At 36.0% G+C, this 19,477-nt stretch carries 18 protein-coding genes; 14 read left to right on the forward strand and 4 right to left on the reverse strand.

Features of this window, described 5'->3' with window-relative positions; genetic code table 11:
* Positions 1-110: 110 nt before the first annotated feature.
* From WJN01_RS08190 to WJN01_RS08245, 12 genes are all read left to right on the forward strand, one after another.
* On the forward strand, positions 111-512 hold the full coding sequence (locus tag WJN01_RS08190; RefSeq protein WP_445196664.1) for a helix-turn-helix domain-containing protein: 402 nt from the start codon (positions 111-113) through the stop codon (positions 510-512).
* A gap of 6 nt (positions 513-518) precedes the next feature.
* Positions 519-1,625, forward strand: coding sequence for a site-specific integrase (locus tag WJN01_RS08195; RefSeq protein WP_445196665.1), 1,107 nt, complete (start codon positions 519-521; stop codon positions 1,623-1,625).
* Between the two features lie 2 nt (positions 1,626-1,627).
* On the forward strand, positions 1,628-2,386 hold the full coding sequence (locus WJN01_RS08200) for a hypothetical protein (RefSeq protein WP_445196666.1): 759 nt from the start codon (positions 1,628-1,630) through the stop codon (positions 2,384-2,386).
* Between the two features lie 113 nt (positions 2,387-2,499).
* A complete protein-coding gene (locus WJN01_RS08205) occupies positions 2,500-2,802 on the forward strand; it encodes a helix-turn-helix domain-containing protein (RefSeq protein ID WP_445196667.1) in 303 nt (100 codons plus the stop codon).
* Positions 2,803-2,804: 2 nt separating this feature from the next.
* Complete coding sequence (locus WJN01_RS08210) at positions 2,805-3,128, forward strand: helix-turn-helix domain-containing protein (RefSeq protein ID WP_445196668.1); 324 nt, start codon at positions 2,805-2,807, stop codon at positions 3,126-3,128.
* Positions 3,106-5,328: a DUF3987 domain-containing protein gene (locus tag WJN01_RS08215; protein ID WP_445196669.1), complete on the forward strand. Its 2,223-nt coding sequence runs from the start codon at positions 3,106-3,108 to the stop codon at positions 5,326-5,328. Before WJN01_RS08210 ends, WJN01_RS08215 begins: the two co-directional genes overlap by 23 nt.
* Positions 5,329-5,423: 95 nt before the next feature.
* Positions 5,424-5,711 (forward strand): helix-turn-helix domain-containing protein, encoded by a 288-nt coding sequence (locus WJN01_RS08220; RefSeq protein ID WP_445196670.1) that lies wholly within the window; start codon positions 5,424-5,426, stop codon positions 5,709-5,711.
* The gene (locus WJN01_RS08225) at positions 5,704-8,625 is read left to right on the forward strand and encodes an SNF2-related protein (protein WP_445196671.1); all 2,922 of its coding nucleotides are present in this window, start codon (positions 5,704-5,706) and stop codon (positions 8,623-8,625) included. Before WJN01_RS08220 ends, WJN01_RS08225 begins: the two co-directional genes overlap by 8 nt.
* Before the next feature lies 1 nt (position 8,626).
* Entirely contained in the window at positions 8,627-9,703 is a 1,077-nt protein-coding gene (locus WJN01_RS08230) for a DNA-binding protein (protein WP_445196672.1), read from the forward strand.
* A gap of 2 nt (positions 9,704-9,705) precedes the next feature.
* A complete protein-coding gene (locus tag WJN01_RS08235) occupies positions 9,706-10,173 on the forward strand; it encodes a type II toxin-antitoxin system death-on-curing family toxin (protein WP_445196673.1) in 468 nt (155 codons plus the stop codon).
* On the forward strand, positions 10,163-11,989 hold the full coding sequence (locus WJN01_RS08240; protein ID WP_445196674.1) for a site-specific DNA-methyltransferase: 1,827 nt from the start codon (positions 10,163-10,165) through the stop codon (positions 11,987-11,989). The genes WJN01_RS08235 and WJN01_RS08240 overlap by 11 nt, the downstream gene beginning before the upstream one ends.
* 9 nt (positions 11,990-11,998) lie before the next feature.
* Positions 11,999-14,671, forward strand: coding sequence for a DEAD/DEAH box helicase (locus tag WJN01_RS08245; protein WP_445196675.1), 2,673 nt, complete (start codon positions 11,999-12,001; stop codon positions 14,669-14,671).
* A gap of 42 nt (positions 14,672-14,713) precedes the next feature.
* Here WJN01_RS08245 and WJN01_RS08250 read toward each other — a convergent pair whose 3' ends face one another.
* Entirely contained in the window at positions 14,714-15,028 is a 315-nt protein-coding gene (locus tag WJN01_RS08250) for an HNH endonuclease signature motif containing protein (RefSeq protein WP_445196676.1), read from the reverse strand.
* Between the two features lie 210 nt (positions 15,029-15,238).
* On the reverse strand, positions 15,239-15,622 hold the full coding sequence (locus tag WJN01_RS08255) for a hypothetical protein (protein WP_445196677.1): 384 nt from the start codon (positions 15,620-15,622) through the stop codon (positions 15,239-15,241).
* Positions 15,623-16,994: 1,372 nt separating this feature from the next.
* Between WJN01_RS08255 and WJN01_RS08260 the strand changes: the two genes are divergently transcribed.
* Positions 16,995-17,420 carry a DUF6943 family protein gene (locus WJN01_RS08260; RefSeq protein WP_445196678.1) on the forward strand — a complete coding sequence of 142 codons (426 nt, stop codon included), beginning with the start codon at positions 16,995-16,997 and terminating at the stop codon, positions 17,418-17,420.
* A 151-nt stretch (positions 17,421-17,571) separates the two neighbouring features.
* Here the strand turns inward: WJN01_RS08260 and WJN01_RS08265 are convergent, their stop codons facing one another.
* Entirely contained in the window at positions 17,572-18,375 is an 804-nt protein-coding gene (locus tag WJN01_RS08265; RefSeq protein WP_445196679.1) for a hypothetical protein, read from the reverse strand.
* 82 nt (positions 18,376-18,457) lie between these two features.
* On the opposite strand from WJN01_RS08265, the gene WJN01_RS08270 reads away from it, so the two are divergent.
* A complete protein-coding gene (locus WJN01_RS08270) occupies positions 18,458-18,952 on the forward strand; it encodes a thermonuclease family protein (protein WP_445196680.1) in 495 nt (164 codons plus the stop codon).
* A 126-nt stretch (positions 18,953-19,078) separates the two neighbouring features.
* Here the strand turns inward: WJN01_RS08270 and WJN01_RS08275 are convergent, their stop codons facing one another.
* Positions 19,079-19,459, reverse strand: coding sequence for a RidA family protein (locus tag WJN01_RS08275; protein ID WP_445196681.1), 381 nt, complete (start codon positions 19,457-19,459; stop codon positions 19,079-19,081).
* Positions 19,460-19,477: the final 18 nt, after the last annotated feature.

The raw sequence follows: 19,477 nt of genomic DNA on the forward strand, positions 1-19,477 counted from the left end.
TTGTTGTTCAAACAACAAATTTGTTGCCCAAAAGCACAAATTAGTAGGTACTGGTGAAATGATGCACCAATCAGCACCACCGAGCAACATCAGGCACTAATAAGCACCAAATGAGTAGTAATATTAAAATTCCGAAATTCTGTCAATATTGTGGTCAGGCATTTGTTGCCCAAACCACAACAACACGGTATTGCTCAAAAACTTGTAATTCCCGACACTACAAGCAAATTAAGCGAGAGGAAAAAGTACAGGCTACCCTAAAGGAGCAAATCAAATCCGTTACTTCTGCAAATTCCGAAAGCCTGCAAAGTCTGCAAAGCCTGCCAATTCAAACAGGAAATTTTATCAATCTTAGAGATAAGGAGTTTTTAAGTATTCAAGAAGCTGCCATTTTATTAGGTGCAAGCAGATGGACAATTCAACGAATGATTCAAAGAGAAGACATAAAAGCAGGTAAGCTGGGCAGAAGAACCATTATACCACGTTCCGAAATTGATAATCTTTTTAACTGATGAGCAATGAAAATAACATTAAGACAACGCAAAAAGGGTAACAAGATTACTCTCTACCTTGATTACTACGACCAAGGTAAGCGAGAGTATGAGCATTTAGGTTTATACCTCACACCCGAACCCGACAAAGGAAGTTTGACTAAAGCCCAAAAGGACGAGAACAAAAAAATCCTTGAATTGGCGGAGAGCATCCGAAGCAAAAGACATTTAGAAGTTCAAAACAGTATCTACGGTTTCCGAGATAAAGAGAAATTGAAAGGTAGTTTCTTTGAGTTTTTTGATGCACTCACCGAAAAAAAGAAAGCCAGTTTAGGTAATTATGGCAATTGGAATGCAGTCCGTATTCTGATAAAAGCCTATAATCCTAAAGATGTAACCTTTGAGCGATTAGATAAAGAATGGGTTGAAGGCTTTAAAGATTACCTGGACTATGAAGCGAAAACCAAAACAGGTGACGGCATTTCATTAAATACCAAGTACAGTTATTTTAATAAATTAAGAGCTGCACTAAAACAAGCATTAAAAGAAGGCTTAATCAAATTCAATCCTGCGGAGCAAGTAGAACCATTTCCACAGGATGATGTAGAACGTGAATTTTTAACCCTTGAAGAATTACAGAAATTAGCCAATACCCATTGCCGAAATGAAATGCTAAAGCGTATGTTCATTTTTTCTTGTTTGACTGGTTTAAGATGGTCGGATATTGAGAAACTAAAATGGTCAGAAATTCAGCACTCTGATAATTTAGGCTACTTCATTCGTTTTCGTCAGCAAAAAACCAACGGGGCAGAAACCTTACCCATTGCCGAAGAAGCAAGAGAATTATTAGGCGAACAGAAAGAACCAAAAGAAAAGGTATTTACAGGGCTTAAATATGGCAACTGGAACAAAACCTACTTAAAGGATTGGTTAATTGATGCAGGCATCAATAAGCACATCACATTCCACTGTGCTCGTCATACTTACGCTACGCTTCAGTTGACTTTAGGCACAGACATTTACACCGTTTCAAAATTATTAGGGCATAAAAACCTTTCTACTACCGAGATATACGCAAAGGTTATCAACGAGAAAAAGGTGGAAGCTGCCAACAAAATCAAAATCAAATTATAAGTATGGAAGCACCGCAAATATTTTTAGTAGAAGAATTGGAATTGCGAATTTCAATTGAAGCTGTTGAGTACAAACATAAGTTTGACAACTTTTGGGAAGAGTACAAATTCGACCCTGAATATTTCAACCGATTTATGGAAGGTCCTTTGTTGAGTGAATTTGTTCAGACCATTTACAAAAGAACGCAACACCTCAATAACAACGAAATCAATAAATACCTTACGGTATCATTGAGCCAGTTCAAAACCCATAGCCCAAAGCTACGCTTTGAAGCTATGAAAGAACAGTATTATAAAGATTACTGGTATCCTAATCCTGAACCAGATCATTACTCTAAAATGTCAGAGTACGAAAACAAGTATTTCGGTCACGTTTTTAAATGGTATGAGAAACATTTCCACCTATTCCAAGAAGCCACAGAACAAGCCCTACAAGACTTCAAAAAAGGCTATTTAGGTTCATTTGCCGACTTCTCTATTCAAGCCCAACAAGAGCCTAAAAACAAGCTAAAAACCAATCTAACTGTCAAAGAAATAGCCTATTTATTCAGAGCCTTATATGAGGAAGGCATCATTGAAGCTAAACACAAAACAGATATATGCAATTTCATTGCCGAGAGTTTTTCATCCAAACAAAAAGAAGATGTGAGTGCCAACTCTTTGAGAAACGCTTTTGAATCTCCAGACTTCAATGCAGTAGATTTTTGGCAGGAAAAATTCTATCATTTAGGGCATCGAGCAAAAAAAGATAAAGAAAAATAAAGACCTTAACTAACTGATAATAAACATAATAACATAGGGTTGCACAACCCTATGCAACTACCATAGCACTGATTTAGTGCCTTGTTTTGCTTCCGTAATCATAAAAATATACAATGATGGAAGTAAATCAAATTCTCGAAAAGCTAAGTCAATTAGAACTAAAAATTGACGAGCAAAACAGACTTCAAAAAGAAGTACTCAATTTTAATGATGCCTGCAAGTATCTTGACATCAGTGCATCACATCTCTACAAGCTAACCTCTTCAAAGCAAATCCCACACTTCTGTCCACAGGGCAAGAAACTCTATTTCAACAGACAAGAAATAGACGAATGGTTAATGCGTAATAAGCAGGAAACTTCGGAAGACATCGAAACGGCAGCAGCTAATTATTTAATCAGAAACAAACGTAAATAATTATGGGCTTTTATAGATTTTCCGAAGAAGAGGTACAAGACATCAAACAGCGTTTAGATGAAATTTCTTTGACTTTAAAACAAAAGCAAAGAACTGAACCCGACCAAATTTGGTACGACAATCAGGAGTTCCTCCAGATTATGAACATAAGCAAGCGGACCGCAGCTTATTGGCGTACCGCAAATGTAATTGCCTATTCACAAGTAGGCAATAAAATCTACTACCGTCTTTCCGACATTATGGATCTACTCCATAAAAGTACCATTCCTGCAAATACTATCAATAACCTTAAAATTTCCACTGATGACAACAATAACGACTTATAAAAATTTCAATATACCTATTGAGGACGTTTCACTTTCCTCAATCATTTCTAATATCATATCTGGCACTTACCACGATAGCATAAAATCTATTCGTATGGCTAAAGGTATGGGCAAACCCGAAAGAGCCGACCAACTCAAAAAAGAGCTTTTGGCGTTCACGCCTTCAGCTACTTTTAAAGACGGCAGAAAAAAAGAGTTACTCACCACTTACAGCGGTTGCGTTCATCTTGATTTTGATAAACTCACACCCGAAGAATTGCAACAGGCTTTTGACCTTGCGGTCAAAATTCCTTTCACTTTTGCTTGTTTCACAAGCCCAAGTGGTGATGGCTTAAAAATCTTTATCAAAGTAAACACCGACCAAGACAACCACGAGCAAGCATATAAGCAAGTACAAGCCTTTTATGAAAAGGAAATTGGTATTGAAGCCGACCCAAAATGTAAAGACATTACAAGGCTTTGTTTTGTGTCTGACGACCCAAACGCCTTTTTAAATGAAAGTGCAAGCATTTTTGAAATTGCTTTGCAGGAGCAAGCTCCTTTAAGCGAAACTCTTTTTGAGCCAGCTCAAAATTCGTTCAATTCCATATTTGATGAATGTGTTAGTTTCACTAATAGGATAATGACCTACAATAATGGCAACCGAAACAACTATTTATATCAGTTGGCTTGTAATTGCAATCGTAGAGGTATTCCACACCCAGAGGCAGAACATTTGATTACATCAAATTTCAACCACGAAAACCAAACCGAAATTCGCAAATCAATCGAAAGTGCCTATCAAAATAATGCAGCAGAGTTTGGCAAGTTTGCAAACCTTGCAGGTTCGCAAAAAAAGGAAATCACAAACGACACCACAGAAGACTACCTCAAAACTACGCCTACCATTCCAATAGAAGCCATCAATTTGATGCCTAATTTATTCCAAGATGGTGCAAGAGCATTTGACAATGACCCACGTAAAAGAGATGTTTTTCTAACCAGTGCCTTGTGTATTATTAGTGGTTGTTTGCCTGATGTTCAAGGCGTATATCATCAAGAAAGAGTTTATCCGCATTTGTTTTCTTTTATCATCGCTCCAGCAGCAAGTGGTAAAGGGGTTTTGAAAAATGCCAAAAGATTAGGCGATAAAATCCACGAAAGAATGGTGGAAAGTAGCAAACAAGCTAAAGAACAGCACGAAAATGAAATGATTGAGTACAAAGCCCAATTAAGTAAACGGAAGAAAGACGACCCAATACCTGAAAAACCAAAAGAACCAGTTTTTAAACTACTCTTTATTCCTGCCGATTGTAGTCAAGCAATGATGATGCAGATACTACAAGACAATGACGGCAAAGGCATTATTTGCGAAACAGAAGCAGATGCAATGAGTGGAGCGAACAAACAAGATTGGGGCAACTATTCTCATATAATGAGAGCTGCATTTCATCACGAAAAAATATCAGCAGCAAGAAAAATCAACCGTGAACTTTTAGAAATAAAACACCCTCAATTGGCGGTGGCCTTGTCAGGCACACCTGCCCAAGTGCCTAAGCTAATCGCTTCGGCAGAAGATGGTTTGTTTAGTCGCTTTATATTCTACGCCTTCAAAAACGAAATCATTTGGCAAGACCCATCACCAAGACCAGGCGGAATAGTTTACAACGACCACTTTGAAGCATTATCAATCGAAGTACTCAAGATTGTTGATTTTTTAAACCAGTACCCAACCGAAGTATTTTTAACACAGAACCAATGGAATAAACTCAATCAAGTTTTTTTCGACAAGCTCAAAAACGTAGTGATTTTTACAGGCGAAGATGCAGCAAGTGTGGTATTTCGCTTGGGCTTAATCCTTTACCGCTTTTGTATGATTTTCACTTCCTTACGGAAGTTTGAAAATGGCGATTGCTCAAAAGATGTAACCTGTACTGATGATGACTTTGAAGCATCTTTAATGCTTTCAGAAGTCTATTTGCAACACAGTCTTTTAATGTTCAACAATCTGGAAGAAAACAAAGACCCTATTCTGTACAAGATGCCCAACAACAAAAAACAGCTATTAGACCAGTTACCACAAGAATTTCAACGCAAAGAAGCAGTTGCCATTGGTAAAAAGTTGGGCTTATCAGAAAGGTCAGTTGATGATTTTCTAAACAACTCTGTACCAATGCTTTTGGAGAAACCAAAGACAGGGCATTATCGAAAAGTTATTTAATGTTGAAAACTCCGCAATAGTTTTTGGTTCGTTTTTCTTTTGTTTGTTGTACATTTGTCAATAATCAACAAATTGATTTCAAACAAACATAAGTGATGAACAAATTCGGGGATTTAATTAGAAGTACAAGAGAAGAAAGGGAAATGTTACTTCGGCACATTGCGGCTGAATTAGACGTTGACACAGCTCTTGTAAGTAAAATTGAAAGAGGAGAAAAAACCGCAAAACGAGAACACGTTTTGGCTCTTGCTCAATTATTCAACATCAACCCAGAAGAATTAATTGCCTTATGGTTAGCAGACCAAGTTGCTCATTTAGTAGAAAATGAGCCACAAGCAGAAAAAGCAATAAGAATAGCATTAAACAATATTATAGGTGAATAAACTATCAGCATACCACGCTAAATATTTTGCCTATGATTTAACAAGGCAATTACCAGCCAATGATATTGGCAAATTAACAGCATCCTTACAGGATGCTCAGGTGGACTTAAACCCTCATCAAGTAGATGCAGCACTTTTTGCTTTTAAATCACCATTATCTAAAGGTGCTGTTTTGGCTGATGAAGTAGGTTTAGGAAAAACCATTGAAGCCGGAATCATTCTATCGCAGCAATGGGCTGAAAGAAAAAGGAAATTGTTGATTATTGGTCCTTCCAACTTGCGTAAGCAATGGAACAGAGAGTTGGCAGATAAATTCTATTTGCCTTCCGTTATTCTGGAAGCAAAGTCATTTAACAACTTAATTAAAGAAGGAAATCTAAACCCTTTCAACCAAGAAGATACCATAATTATTTGTTCTTATCATTTTGCTAAAAACAAAGCACCTTATCTTAAACATATCAATTGGGATTTAGTAATTATTGACGAAGCACATCGCTTACGCAATGTTTATAAACCCTCAAATAAAATAGGCAACGGCATCAAAGATGCCTTAGACCATTGCAAAAAAGTATTGCTTACCGCAACACCTTTGCAAAACTCTATTTTAGAGTTGTACGGTTTAGTTAGTCTAATTGACCCCTACATTTTTGGCGACTTAAAAAGCTTCAAAAGTCAGTTTAGTAGGAATATAGATGAAGAAAACTATACAGATTTAAGAAACCGTTTACAGCCTATTTGCAAACGTACTTTAAGAAGACAAGTTTTAGAATACATCAAATACACCGAGCGTAAGCCTTTAGTACAGGAGTATTTCCCTAATGAGGATGAAACAACCCTTTATAATTGGGTAACGGACTATTTACAAAGACCAAAATTATATGCTTTGCCTTTCAGTCAAAGGCAATTAATGACCTTAATACTTCGTAAACTTTTAGCATCTTCTACTTATGCTATTTATGGCACTTTAGATGCCTTAGTCAAGCGTTTGGAAAACATCATTACCAACCATAATGCGATTGAGGAAGAAGATGAAATGACCATTGATTTTGAAACCTATGATGAAATTCAAGACGAATGGGAAAGCGAAGAGGAAGATGAAAGTGAAGCCGAAGATAATTTTGAGGAAGTAGTTTATACAGAAGAAGAAATTGAAGAAGTTAAAAGTGAATTAGCCGACTTAGAAAAGTTTAGAGCATTAGCTCAACGCATTAGAAAAAACTCGAAAGCGGAGCAACTTTTTACAGCCTTAGAAAGAGGGTTCACCGCCTTAGAGTCATTAGGTGCTAATCAAAAAGCCTTAATCTTTACAGAGTCCAGAAGAACACAAGATTTTATTTGCAACCTTTTAGAAGCAAGAGGATATGCCGATAAGGTGGTTAAATTCAACGGTAGCAATGCAGACGCAAAATCAAAAGAGATTTATGCAGCTTACCTAAAAAAGCATAAGGGTACTGATATTTTAACAGGATCATTAACTGCCGATAAAAGAGCTGCCATTGTTGATTATTTCAAAGATGAAGCTACAATAATGGTGGCAACCGAAGCAGCTGCAGAAGGTATCAACTTACAGTTTTGTTCTTTAGTAATAAACTTCGACCTGCCTTGGAATCCCCAACGTATTGAGCAACGTATTGGTAGATGCCATCGTTACGGTCAAAAATATGATGTTGTAGTTATCAATTTCCTCAACAAAGCCAATGCAGCAGACCAGCGTGTTTATGAATTATTAGACCAAAAATTCCGCTTATTTGATGGCGTTTTTGGGGCTTCTGATGAAGTTTTAGGAAGTATTGGTAATGGTGTAGATTTTGAAAAAAGAATCGCTACAATCTATCAGCAATGCCGAACCACAGAAGAAATACAAACGGCTTTTGATGATTTACAACAAGAATTAAAGCCTGACATTTCCGAAAAAGTACAGGAAACAAGAAAAGTGCTTATTGAAAATTTTGATGAAGAAGTAAGAGAAAAACTCAAAACCAATCTTTTTGAAAGTACCGAAAACCTGAACCGTTTTGAAGAACGATTATGGGATACCACAAAATTCTATCTAAACAGCTCAGCCCAGTTTGATGATGACAACTACACGTTTACCTTAAAGAAAAATCCATTTCCTAATGTATCTATTCATCAAGGACCTTATATGATTTTGAAGCCCAAACAAGGGCAGCGAAAATCAGATATTGATGTGCCTGATGATACCAATATTTATAGAGTTGGTCATAAGTTAGCCAAAGAAATTTTAGGAGCTTGTAAGCAACTCAATACAGCACCAAAAGAATTGACCTTTGATTATTCCAACACGCCTACCAAAGTAACAGCACTTGAAAACTACATAGGTCAATCGGGTTGGTTGCAGGTAAGTCATTTAGAAATCAATTCTTTTGAGTTTGAAGATTTTTTAATCACGGCTTGCATTACCGATAATGGCGAAACCATTGATAACGAAATAGCCCAACGCTTCTTTTCTATTCAAGCTACAGAAGGGCAAACGCTTTATGCTCCAGATGATATTAAGAAGACCTTAGAAGAAGTATTGTACAGCGAAACGCAAAGCGTTATTTCAGATAATGCCAACCGTAACAAAGACTTTTTTGATACCGAAATGGATAAGCTCGACCAATGGGCAGACGATATGAAGTTGAGTTTGGATAAGGAAATCAAAGACTTAGATGCAGAAATAAAACTGCGTAAATCAGAAGCTAAAAAAATGTTGAATCTGGAAGCCAAAGTAAAAGCCCAAAGGGCCATTAAGGATTTAGAGAAGAAACGAAGTGAAAAACGTCAACACCTTTTTGAAGCCCAAGATACCATAGACGACCGCAAGGAAAACCTATTAGACGAGATTGAAAGGCGTTTAAAGCAAGAAGTTAATACCACAGAATTATTCACCATTAAATGGAAGATGATATAATATGAAAGACTTAACAAAATCTGCAATAGACAGGCAAAATATTCTCAACAATACAGAGGCGATTGAGAAAATACAAGTTCATATCGGATTAGTAGGACTTTTATATGAAGGCGAATATCTTTTTACATCCAAAATGGTTGCTGATTTTTTTGATGTTACTACTCGTACTTTAACAAATATTCTTAACGAAAACGAAGATGAAGTAAAACATAATGGTTATCAAGTGATTAAGGGTCAAAAATTGAAAGAGTTTAAGGACTTATTCGGTCCATTACTTACTTCTGCTGACGACCTTTCACAGAAGGAAACTGATTTCCCTCTGTCAAAACAAGATACTGATAATCAATCATTTAAGCGTCTTAAAAGTTTGGCGGTATTCAATTTCAGGGCTTTTTTAAATATTGCAATGTTGCTTTCAGAAAGTGAAAATGCTAAGAGATTAAGAAGTAAGATTTTAGATATTGTAATTGATACACTTAACCAAAAAATTGGCGGTTCAACAAAATTCATAAACCAACGTGATGAAGAGTTTTTGGTAGCCATTACCCGAGAACCCATATATAGAAAAGAGTTTACCAGTGCTCTTAATCTCTACTTAGAAATGGGCACTTATAAATATGCCGTTTATACAGATGCCATTTACCAAGCCATTTTTAAAGAAAACGCAAAAGAATACAAGGCGATATTAAATCTTGAAGAAAAGGACAATCCAAGAGATACAATGTATGCCGAAGTATTAAAGCTAATAGCTTCTTTTGAGGTTGGTATTGCTGATGAAATGAAGGAAAAATCAGAGCAGCTGGGTAGAAAACTTACACCCTCTGAATTGAATGTCTTAATAATGCGATTTTCAAAGAAAAGGCATTGGATACCACTAATTGAAGATGCTTGTACCAAAATGGCTTCTCGTGATTATGGTTTGCGTAATGTCATTCACAAAAGACTTGAAAATTATATTGGTGCTTTAAGCAAAGAAGATTACAGCCGTTTCCTTGGAGATAAGAGCAAATCTTTAATAGACAGGGTAATTGAAAACCCTGAATTGTTAGAAGTTTTTAAACGCTTAAAAGATAGATAAAGATGGCGTTTCAATACTTTACAGTTGAATTTACTATTGAGGTACACGATAATATCATTCGTGGATCGGGTGGCTTTATGGGTATTAGAGATAGTGGCTTAATAGATAGTACTCTTGACCACGTTCAAAACGACTTTTATTACCCTGAACTGGAAGATAAAGTAACACATCTCATTTTTTCATTTAATAAAAATCACTGTTTCAATGATGGCAATAAAAGGTCATCAATTGCAGTAGCAGCTTATTTTCTTACTGTAAACAACCTTCAAGGCTTAGTAGATAAATTCATTTTAGAAATGGAAAATATTGTGGTAGATGTAGCAGATAATATTATAGACCGAGATTTATTAAAGGAAATAGTTACTTCTATTTTATATGAGTATGACTATTCAGAAGAATTAAAAATGAAGATAATACAGGCTAAAATGAATCATTTAGCTAATCAAAATATAAACGACAATGAGCAATAAAAAACAACTCCAAAAACTCGAACTCACTTGGATAGGCAAAGGCGAAGAACCAAAGCTCGAACCTCGTATTCTCATAGAAAACCCAGAGTACAGCTATGGCGACCCCAATAGCCCCAATATGCTCATACACGGAGACAACCTACTTGCACTAAAAGCCCTTGAACAAGACTATGCGGGCAAAGTAAAGTGTATTTATATAGACCCTCCTTATAATACTGGCAACGCCTTTGAGCATTATGATGATGGCGTAGAACATTCGCTTTGGTTGAGTTTGATGCATTCTCGTCTTACCCATCTTCAAAAGTTGTTAGCAAATGATGGTACTATTTTAGTTCAATTAGATGACAATGAAATAGCGTATTGTAGAGTAATGATGGATGAAATATTCGGAAGACAAAATTTCATTAATCAAGTATCTGTTAAAATGAAACAGACTGCTGGTGCAAGTGGTGGTGGTGAAGATAAAAAACTAAAAAAGAATATAGAGTATATTCTTATCTATGCTAAAAACATAACAAAATTCGAATCTTTTAACCCTGTTTATGATGAAACAGATTTGTTTGAAGTCATAAATGAAATGCGAGATGCAGGTAAAAGCTGGAAATACACAAGAGTTTTAAATGGTATTAATGAACGTGAATTTCTAAAAGACACAGTTGATGGCTCAGGTGAAGTAATTAAAATATACCGTCATAATAACATTACCTATCAAACCATTCCTGAACTAATGAAAAAGGACAATTTAACAGAGGAAGAATGTTACGTAAAGTATTTTGATAAAATTTTCAGAGATACTAATGCACAAAGTTCAATTAGAACAAGGGTTATGGAAGCTACAGAAGGGTTAGGTGATTTCTTTTCAATTGACTATGTGCCTCGTTCAGGTAGAAATAAGAATAAAATGACAACTGTCTATTACAAAGGTAATAACAGAGACCAAATTGCTTGGCTTAGTGATATTTGTGTAAAAAAGAGAAATAGGTTAGTAAAATTAGAAAAGGCAGGCACTTACTGGGACGGTTTTCCATTAAACAACTTAACTAAAGAGGGTGGTGTAAAATTTCCAAATGGAAAAAAGCCTGAATTGCTAATAAAGAAAGTGCTTGACTTAACTACAAATGAAAATGATTTGGTTTTAGATTCATTCGCAGGTTCTGGAACAACAGCGGCAGTAGCTCACAAGATGAACAGGAATTGGATTACGGTAGAATTAGGAGAACACGCCAAAACACATTGTTATCCACGATTTAAAAAAATAATCAAAAACGAAGACAAGGCGGGTATTACCAAAGATGTAAATTGGCAAGGTGGTGGCGGTTTCAAATTCTATACCCTTGCACCCAGTTTATTAAAGCAAGATAAGTTTGGCAATTGGGTCATAAGCCAAGAGTACAATGCTGATATGTTGGCAGCAGCAATGGCAAAGCAAGAGGGTTTTAAATACCAACCCCACGAAAGCAGCTATTGGAAACAAGGGCAAAGCAGTGAGCAAGATTTTATTTTTACTACTACCCAATTTCTAACCTTAGAAGCCTTAGACAGCATCAAAGACGAAATGCAACCAGGCGAAACATTGCTCATTTGTTGTAAGTCTTTCCAAAAAGAATGCAAAGGCAAGTTTGGCAACATCACCATCAAGAAAATTCCTTTAATGCTTTTAGGCAGATGCGAATATGGTAAAGAAGATTATAGCTTAAATATTATCAATATGCCTGAAGAAGATAACAACGAAGATGCAGACGATAGTATAGAAGAAATCAGCGTACAAGCCATTAGAGATAAAAATAAGTCAGACGACCAAACCTCATTATTTTAAAATTAGGATATGAATACAATTGCCAATAATATAAAACAACGCTTATCACTTCGTGAACCGCTTCAAGATTCACTCGATATTGTGGCTCAACTTTGTCAAGAATTAGAGCTAAAAAAAGAAGTTGATTTAGCAGCAGAATTAGAAAAAGTAAAAGCTCATTTTCCTACTTGTACCGATTTTGAAAGGGACTTTGTTTCCATTGCTTTTTCTATTGCCACAGGTGTAGGTAAAACCCGATTAATGGGTGCTATTGTAGCCTATTTATACTTGCAAAAAGGTGTTAAGAACTTTTTTATTTTAGCTCCCAACCTTACCATTTACGACAAACTCATAGAAGATTTTGGCAATCCTGCCTGTCACAAATATGTGTTTAATGGCATATCTGAATTTGTACACAACAGACCCGTAGTAATTACAGGCGACAACTATGCACAACAAGGTGCATTATTTTCAGATTCCGAAATTCGCATCAATATTTTCAATATTGCCAAGTTCAATTCCGATAATAGAGGTACACGAAAAGGTGGCGTTTCTTTAGCTCCAAAAATCAAAAGACTATCAGAATATTTAGGGCAGTCCTATTGGGAATATTTATCAGGTTTGGAAGATTTAGTCATTCTAATGGACGAAGCACACCGCTACCACGCAGATGCTTCTAAAAATGCCATCAATGAGCTAAAGCCCATTTTAGGTATAGAAATGACAGCAACCCCATTTGACGAAAAAGGCAAGCAGTTTAAAAATATAGTGTTTGAATATTCCTTAGCCCAAGCCTTGTCAGATGGCAAGTATGTAAAGAACCCGGCTATTGCCACTCGTAAGAATTTCCAAAAAGGCTCTTTAAGTGATCGTGAAGTTGAAATCATCAAATTAGAAGATGCCATAAGCATACACCAAGACACGAAAAACGAACTGGAAATCTATTCCATAAACAACGAAGTGAAATTGGTAAAACCTTTCATTTTAGTAGTTTGTAAAGACATATCCCACGCCAAAGAAATATACGAACTCATCAATACAGACGGGTTTTATGATGGCCAATACAAAGGCAAAGTGTTACAAATAGATTCATCAACTAAGAAAGAAGAGGATATAGAGCAACAGTTTATTTCATTAGAAAGTCCAGATAATGAAATAGAAATTGTTATCCACGTAAATATGCTCAAAGAAGGTTGGGATGTAACCAATCTCTATACCATTGTGCCACTTCGTGCCGCCAATGCAGGTGTTTTAGTAGAACAAACCATTGGTAGAGGGTTAAGATTACCTTATGAGGGCAAACGAACGGGAGTAGATAAAATTGATAAATTAACAGTAGTAGCTCACGAAAACTTCAATGCCGTTATTGAAGCAGCCCAAGACCCTAATTCGGTACTTAACAAAATGAGTTTTGTAGAAATAGCCGAAGAAGATTTATCTACCAAAACCGTAGTAATTACTTCTCAACCCGTAATGGAGCAAACCTTTGTAAAGGAGCAAGAGAAAATCAATGTCATTGTCAACCCACAAGATAAACAAAAGGCACAAAACAACTTAGATGCTAAAAAAGCAATAATCAATGTACTTCCTGATTTTGGAAGTTTACCCGAAGTTAGAAGAGTAGAAGATTTAAGCAAAGAAGAAGTTAAGCGTAAAGTAATAAGGCAAGTAGAAAAAAACCTATCCGAAGGACAAGGGAATCTATTTGCAGCTCAAATTGTAGAAGAAGCCAAAGTGATTTATGACACAATGGTAACAGAATACAAAAAGAATATCATTGAAATACCACGTATGGACTTGGTGCAAGGCGAAACAAGAGCCGAGTTCAAACAATTTGATTTAGACATTACAGGGTTCAATTTCCAAGCCTTAGAGCAAGAGATTATCCGAATGGGTTTAAAAGATAAGCAAGTAGAAACACTCAAAGCAAAATCAAGCGGTTCGTATGGCAATCCTATCAAACTCATCATTGCAGAATTGATTGATTACCCAGAAATTGATTATGATGAAAATGCAGACTTATTGTATCATTTAGCCACCCAAGCCTACGAAGCTATCAAAGCCAATATAAGCAACGAAGAAGAATTGCCTTCGGCAATCTTCCAATTCAAAGCAGCCATAGCGGAAAAGGTTTATAATCAAATGAAACAGCACTTTCAGTTGCATTCAGCAGATTATGTTGCCCCAAGAGTATTTCCATTTATACGCATAGAGCAATGGAGTTTTTCTTCATTGGTAAATGCAGGCTACAAAGACTATCGAGACATTGTGAGCCCTACGAATATGATACCTAAATATGTATTTAGAGGATTTGAAAAAGCCTGTCATTTCGAATACAAGTTTGATAGTAAAGCCGAACAAGATTTAGCCTTTGTATTAGAAAATGATGCAACAGTTATCAAGTGGTTAAGACCAGCACCCAACCAATTCAGGATTTATTGGGATAACAACTCAAAAAGGTATGAGCCTGACTTCATTGTAGAAACTGAAAGCACCATTTATATGCTTGAAGTAAAGCGTTCAGACCAAACCGAAGACGAAACCGTATTAGCCAAAAAAGTAGCAGCAGACCGCTTCTGCAAATACGCTTCTGAATACACAGCAGCCAATGAAGGAAAAAAGTGGGTGTATTTAATATTACCGCATAACGAAGTAAGCAGAACAGTAAGTATGAATTATTTGGCAACGAAGTTTAAAGGGTAAAGTATGATTATAAAAAAGGGAGTCTTTCGACTCCCTTAAATTTTATGCAGCTTTTACCTTGCAAGACCAATGAGGCCAATTATCAGATTTACTTCTGTTATTCTCCCATTGCAAAGGTTGCAAATTATACAAAGCATCAGAACCTCCTAAACTGGAAGGTTTAATATGGTCAATCTCCCATCCATATTCAGAATTTGTATTTCCATACTGTGACCTTGTCATCCAAGCTCCGCAAGAATCTTTTCTGTATAGATTAGAATCATAACCCACTACAATTTGTCCTTTTTGCCATACGGCATTTACTGTACTTTCGTCAAATGATCCGCCACTTGACTTTCTGTTAAAAAAATAATTCATTTTTTATAAAATTTTATATTACTAAAATCCTATTCAGGTATAGGTTAACCTGGTACGAATTATTTAGCATAAATAAAAAAATATGTTTATCTTTGCTAAACAATAAAAGGGAAATAATCAGGGTGAAGTAGCCCGATTTGATTGCCGACACAGCATAAAATATTCCCATAGAAAAGCGAGACTGGTACCAACAATCTCGTTTTTTTTTTGTTATTTTCTTTCCTTCTTCTTTATCACTCTTTTTATTAGTTTGTACATTTTTTCTCCTTCGTATTCAAAATCTACAATATCGTAGATAATTTTTTCATTCCTATAGTCAATACCGAAGCTATCAAAAAGTGCTTTCGTATTAATATAAAAATAATTACCAGCCTTACTTAGCTTAAATGCACTCTCTTGTGCATTTTCATTAACGACTACATAAAGATTTTCATCCTCTTTATCTTCTTCATTAATTGCTATACTTACTGTCTTATCTGTACTTAAAGATAATTTGTCAATTGCATTACTACTAAAACCAAGTTTACCTGTTTTATGTATTGCACATTTTACATTCTTATCAATATCCTCTGATTTTATAAACTTCAATTTCATTTTACAAATATATATCTTTTCTTTTAATTATCATACAACTTCTTTTTATCAATTTATAAACAGTTATTAACATTTAAAAATTGCTCTCTTGTATGTTTATTTAATTTTTCACTTCGCAAATATATTGATATATTTTTAAATATTCACTCTCTTGTATGCTTCCTTAACACTCAAATTAGATATTTATACGGAAAAAAGACCCACCCAGCCACCGCACAAAACACGGCTTATGCACTGCCAACCGCACAAATGCGTAAGCATTCACGAACACCTTATAAAAAATAAAATTGTCGTGAGTAATGCCAACGCTTCAGTGCATACTATGGTACTGCCGCCATTTTTAAACTGTCATACTTTTTGTGTGGGCTGTTCTCCACGCTATACAGCACATTGCTTTTTTGTTTAAAGCATATTTTTTTTAGCGGTATAAACTAAAAAAGCAAAGAGCTGTTGCCAACCCTCCACAGCCCAAACAAAAAGCCGCTACATTCCAACCACCACCACCATTTCGCTTATGCCAGTATTAAAAATGTCGGAAGCTACATTAACATAATGTGGCATTATAGTACTGCCTTTTCCCCTGCTTATGCAAGCATCCAACCGCACAGTCAGTCCTATAATAACATTATGTTAAGTATCCAGCACCATAGCTGTCCTTGTCAGTCCAGAGCCGTGTTTTTACCAACCGCACCCACCCTAAGAACCACAATTCCCCACCACCCTTTCAGCGGTCAGAAAAAAAATAAACTATGATATTTAGTGTCGGCTTTTAGTAGGTACTATTCCGTTTCTCTACATAGCACCCACTACAGCCTAATACGCCAGCAAGAGTAGTGCCTTCTCTCCATTCCACGATACCCAACGCATTATTCCATTACGCAATCCGTATGCTTTCCCCAACGCAATAAAACTTTGCAGAAATGTAAAGATTGCAAAGTTTGCAACCCTGCAAAAGCATACAGTATTTCTCCATTCCATACCCAAGCAATCGTTCCATTTCGTTCAGTCACCACACTTGCCACACACCAGCCACCGCACAAATAAGGTATAGTTTATTTTTTTCTGGTCATTATACCCCCATTGGAATTGAAAAGAAGAAGTATCAACTAAGATTAGAATTATAAGAGATGTTTTAACAAAAAGAATAAAAAAGGAAGCAAAAATAGGTGGCTACAATTGGCCCTTCAAGTTCAAGCCCTACGGGTTTTTAAAAAAATCTCCATCCGCCTTTGGCAGGATAGTATTTTTTCAAAAAAACTTGCTTGTCCAATCTCCACCACCTGATGAGATGGCTTTCTTTTTTTTTCGTTTTTTTCTTTGTCAAAAAATTTTTTGTCAGAGGGGATTTCGGAGCAAACAAAATCATCTCAAAATGGCAAAATTCTCACTTAAAACGTACAGCCCAAAAGCTCTAATAAATGAGCCACATTTTTACATCCTATGCAAAGGAAACAACAGCGGAAAACCACTTTCCGAGCCTTGCCCAAATTGCTTTGTTTTAACAGCCAAAACCGAAGAAGAAAAGCAGTTTTTTTACTCGCTTTGTTTCGGCTTATGGAAGGCAAAATCCTTTGAATATTTCTTAAAAGGTTCTGTTATTCCATTTATTACCATTGGCGATTGCAAACAAGCCATAAATAATGGATTAGAGCAAGCCAAAAACGATTTAAAAGGCTTCAATAAGTCAGTAAAGGCATTAGAAATTTTAGAGCAGCAAGAGAAAAAATACAAAGAAACTTTGCTACTTATCAATGATGCCAAAAGGGCTATTTTTTACCGTTACATCAAAAGAAGGTAAAAAACCTTTCCTATGGTTGTCTTATGGTTTAGGTACACTTATTTAAACCTTATTTAACCATTATAGGAAAAAAGGTGCAAACGAAAAAAGCCCACTCAATATGAGCAGGCTTTCCCGATTTTCCGAAATCATCTAATCCACTGATGAAGAATTAGAATATCTTGGCTACTTTCATTGCGTTTCCTTGAGCAAATAAGTAGTAGTTTGAGTTTACTTCCTGATAAAATTCCACCGCCAACACATTAACAACCGACACATCCGCAGAAATAGTAGGAGAACCCGGTAAAGTACTTACAACACTAATCGCACCAGTTACAGCATTTACAGGGAGATACCCTGAATCTTGCACATCTGTTAAGCCGTTTGTAGTACCGTCTTTTGGCTCATAAACTCCAGTAGTACTGTTATATTCAAAATCCGACAATACAGCAATAGCATTGATGATTTTGAAATGAGTAGCACCAGCAGGAATATACATTCTATCCAAAGGATTAAACGAAGAAATATCTAAAGTTGAACTATCCCTCGCAGCAGTTGGAGTAATGGTATAAGGAGCGTTAAAAGCACCATTGAAAGCAGTGTACTTGTTAAACTCAAAACCATCTAAGTATTGAGGAGCAACCGTTACTAAAATGGCTCTTTGCCCTCTTGCCTCTGAACCATCTTCCAGATTGATTTTTTTCATTATTGCGGTTATCCTTCCTGTAACTTGGCTATCGCCATTGTTTCGGATTAAACCTGCAATACTTGTTCTTAGGGATTTACCTGCAATTGCACTTCCGCCAAATTCGTTCATATTCTCACGAGTTCTTTTGAAAGCTGGATCAGTTGCAATTTGTTCAGCAGATGGACCACCTGATAATCCTGCAAAGTCGCCTTGCAGTCCTTTAATTTTGAAATGGCGAACTCCGCCCATTGTTCCAGAGTATCGCATTAGACCTGTTTGTCGAGCCATAATATTATGCTTTTATACGTTAAAAATTTAGTGTAAATTTACGACATAAATAACTGTTAATCAATTACTTAAATGGTGCAATATGAAGCAATTAGATGTAAAGTGTCAGACCACAATCAAAACCAACTACGAAATAGTAAAAGTGGTAGATGGAGACGGCATAATCGCAAAGAATATTATCTCAAATAAAGAGGAAGAAATACGTTTTTATGGCATTGATGCACCAGAACTAACACCTTGCAAAAAACTAAAGCAAGACGAAAAAGAAACCCATTTATCAGGTCGTTTTTTGATGGAGCTTGCACAACAGTCTTATGAGTTTTTAAGAAAGAAAGCAAAAATTGGAAAGCGAATTACATTAATTCAAGAAGTAGGCAACGAGCAAGACCCATACGGCAGAACTTTGGCTTATGTGGTATTGCCTAACGGCAACACCTTAAACGAAATAATGGTCAAGAACGGCTTTGCAAAGCCTTATGACAAACTTTATTGCTCCGAACTACCAAAGTATCAAGAACTCAATTTGAGAGCTAAAACAAGGAAAAAAGGATTATATTTGCTCGTAGATAGGTTCTAATAAAACAAAGGCATTTTCTCTTATTTGCCACCAATTTTACAGTTTTCGTTGCCTATTTGTTGCCCAAACCTCATAACTCATTGATTATCAATTTAAGTTACTTTTTGTATAGGGAAGTAACCTCAATTACTTAACCGCAATCATGCTAATCTCAACATTAACGTTTTTAGGCAATTTAGCTACCTGAACGGTTTCTCTTGCTGGTGCGGTAGCCTCATTAAAAAAACTACCATAAACTTCGTTGATTGATGCAAAATCATCCATATTACTAATGAAAATGGAAGACTTAACAACGTTTTCAAAAGTCATTTGGGCAGCCTCCAAAACGGCTTTTAAGTTGTGCATCACTTGGGAGGTTTCTTTTTTAATGTCATCTAAAACAAGATTTCCAGTTTCAGGGTTTATTGCAATTTGCCCAGAGGTGTAAAGCGTATTACCCACTAGAACAGCCTGGTTATATGGGCCAATGGGAGCGGGGGCATTGGTTGTATTGATAATGGTTTTCATCTGATTATTTTTATTTGT

The sequence above is a fragment of the Tamlana sedimenti genome (assembly GCF_038148895.1).
Classification (GTDB): domain Bacteria; phylum Bacteroidota; class Bacteroidia; order Flavobacteriales; family Flavobacteriaceae; genus Tamlana.

Bases quoted from the DNA above. Each gene is read 5' to 3' on its own strand.
- WJN01_RS08190 (WP_445196664.1), top strand. From the start codon at position 111: ATGAGTAGTAATATTAAAATTCCGAAATTCTGTCAATATTGTGGTCAG.
- WJN01_RS08195 (WP_445196665.1), top strand. From the start codon at position 519: ATGAAAATAACATTAAGACAACGCAAAAAGGGTAACAAGATTACTCTC.
- WJN01_RS08200 (WP_445196666.1), top strand. From the start codon at position 1,628: ATGGAAGCACCGCAAATATTTTTAGTAGAAGAATTGGAATTGCGAATT.
- WJN01_RS08205 (WP_445196667.1), top strand. From the start codon at position 2,500: ATGATGGAAGTAAATCAAATTCTCGAAAAGCTAAGTCAATTAGAACTA.
- WJN01_RS08210 (WP_445196668.1), top strand. From the start codon at position 2,805: ATGGGCTTTTATAGATTTTCCGAAGAAGAGGTACAAGACATCAAACAG.
- WJN01_RS08215 (WP_445196669.1), top strand. From the start codon at position 3,106: ATGACAACAATAACGACTTATAAAAATTTCAATATACCTATTGAGGAC.
- WJN01_RS08220 (WP_445196670.1), top strand. From the start codon at position 5,424: ATGAACAAATTCGGGGATTTAATTAGAAGTACAAGAGAAGAAAGGGAA.
- WJN01_RS08230 (WP_445196672.1), top strand. From the start codon at position 8,627: ATGAAAGACTTAACAAAATCTGCAATAGACAGGCAAAATATTCTCAAC.
- WJN01_RS08235 (WP_445196673.1), top strand. From the start codon at position 9,706: ATGGCGTTTCAATACTTTACAGTTGAATTTACTATTGAGGTACACGAT.
- WJN01_RS08240 (WP_445196674.1), top strand. From the start codon at position 10,163: ATGAGCAATAAAAAACAACTCCAAAAACTCGAACTCACTTGGATAGGC.
- WJN01_RS08245 (WP_445196675.1), top strand. From the start codon at position 11,999: ATGAATACAATTGCCAATAATATAAAACAACGCTTATCACTTCGTGAA.
- WJN01_RS08250 (WP_445196676.1), bottom strand. From the start codon at position 15,028: ATGAATTATTTTTTTAACAGAAAGTCAAGTGGCGGATCATTTGACGAA.
- WJN01_RS08255 (WP_445196677.1), bottom strand. From the start codon at position 15,622: ATGAAATTGAAGTTTATAAAATCAGAGGATATTGATAAGAATGTAAAA.
- WJN01_RS08260 (WP_445196678.1), top strand. From the start codon at position 16,995: ATGGCAAAATTCTCACTTAAAACGTACAGCCCAAAAGCTCTAATAAAT.
- WJN01_RS08265 (WP_445196679.1), bottom strand. From the start codon at position 18,375: ATGGCTCGACAAACAGGTCTAATGCGATACTCTGGAACAATGGGCGGA.
- WJN01_RS08270 (WP_445196680.1), top strand. From the start codon at position 18,458: ATGAAGCAATTAGATGTAAAGTGTCAGACCACAATCAAAACCAACTAC.
- WJN01_RS08275 (WP_445196681.1), bottom strand. From the start codon at position 19,459: ATGAAAACCATTATCAATACAACCAATGCCCCCGCTCCCATTGGCCCA.